The sequence below is a fragment of the Coprococcus sp. ART55/1 genome, assembly GCF_000210595.1.
GTDB classification, from domain to species: Bacteria; Bacillota; Clostridia; order Lachnospirales; family Lachnospiraceae; genus Coprococcus; species Coprococcus aceti.
In genome coordinates, this window is record NC_021018.1 from 2,917,004 (window position 1) to 2,918,561 (window position 1,558).

A 1,558-nucleotide genomic window follows, 5' to 3' on the forward strand; every position below is an offset into this window, starting at 1 on the left:
GGTGTATATACAGTCACCATGTAGAAGTTCTCATATTCAAGTGTTGTGACACGACCCTCATGGTCGTGTTCATCTATGCCTATACCTTTTGTTTCACTCAAAGGTTTCTCTTTTGTGAAAATAGCCGTACCTGAATATCCCTTCTTATCCGCATAGTTCCAATACTGATAATATCCTGGCATATCAAGTGTGAGCTGTCCCTCCTGCATCTTGGACTCCTGTATACAGAATATGTCTGCATCTATGCTGTTAAAAAAGTCCATGAAGCCTTTACCGGCGCATGCCCTTATTCCATTTACGTTCCATGAGATAAGTTTTTTCATAAATTTATATACCATTTTATCCTTTCATTATTATTTGGGGAAAATCATGTTTTATTTTAACATGTCGCCTACCGGCTCCATGCAGGCATTCGCATTATGACGGCTTGCGCAAGCGCATCCGTCGCAATGCTCATTATATCATACAACACCCATTCTGACTGTCAAATCATTTAAAAATTCACCAAAATCCTGCTATGGCCACAATGAAAAAGGCAGCGACGATTCGCCGCTGCCTAAGGGTATATATTATTTTTTAGGGGTCAAATTTAATTTTTTACAAATGATACATTTGATATAGAAACTGTATGTGCTCCAAGTGTGTATCCTTCAACATATCCCATTGAGAAGAATAATCCGGCACCTGTATCAACAGTGATACCATCTGTGAAAACTTCTTCCTTAGGTGTAATTGCGAGTGTTACATCCTTAGCCTCACCAGCTGTAAGAACTACATCTTCACCGCCATGCCATGCATATCCGGCTGAAGGAGTCATAACAGCAACCTTCACAACTCTATCAACATCAGAAACCAATGTACATTTAAGCGTATATGACTCGCCCTGCTCAAGAGATAATCCCATCTGCTTAAGCTGGATGTTCCAGTCTGCCTCACCCACGTTTTCAACACTGTATGTGATCTTTCCATCTCCAGCCTCAAATGTGGCATCTCCAGGAGCAGTTACTGCATTTTCCCAACCGGCAAGGCTACCATCCTCACTCATCTCAAATTCTGAATTTGTGATAAGATTCTTGCCTACAGGCACATCTATCTCTGGAGCTGAAGTCTTTTCAAGGACAATATTGTCAATACAGATTCTATGCTGATCAGTAATTGCCGAACCATTTTCTCCGCCTGCGCCAAGTGCAATATTGAAAATACTCTCTTCGTCTGTGTCACAGGCCATCTGGAATGTGTTTGAAACAGTCATATATTTCTGATCAGCCTGATCGTATGCATCAAGCTTTACTGTTTCCTGAACATATGGTGTCCAGTCCTCTGCACCTGTACTATCCTTATGCGTGCTTCCATCTCTCTGTATCGCGTACTGAACAGTTCTCGACACAGAGCTCTTTATATCAAATGAAAGCTTGTACCACTGTCCTTTCTCAAGCTTGATATTATTCTGCTTGAGCTGTATCTTCCAGTTTTGGTCACCTGAATTCTTTATTGTGAAGTCAGCAGCATTGTCCTCCTTCTGGCTGTCCACAACAGACTCTGCATCCGCACTGCTGTC

At 41.7% G+C, this 1,558-nt stretch carries 2 protein-coding genes; both read right to left on the reverse strand.

The features are described 5' to 3' along the window. Positions 1 to 323, reverse strand: a 323-nt coding sequence (locus CCU_RS13145) for an exodeoxyribonuclease III (RefSeq protein WP_208896401.1), incomplete at its 3' end; no start/stop codon positions are given. A gap of 266 nt (positions 324 to 589) precedes the next feature. Next, a partial coding sequence (locus tag CCU_RS13150) for a carbohydrate binding domain-containing protein (protein WP_208896283.1) occupies positions 590 to 1,558 on the reverse strand: 969 nt, incomplete at its 5' end.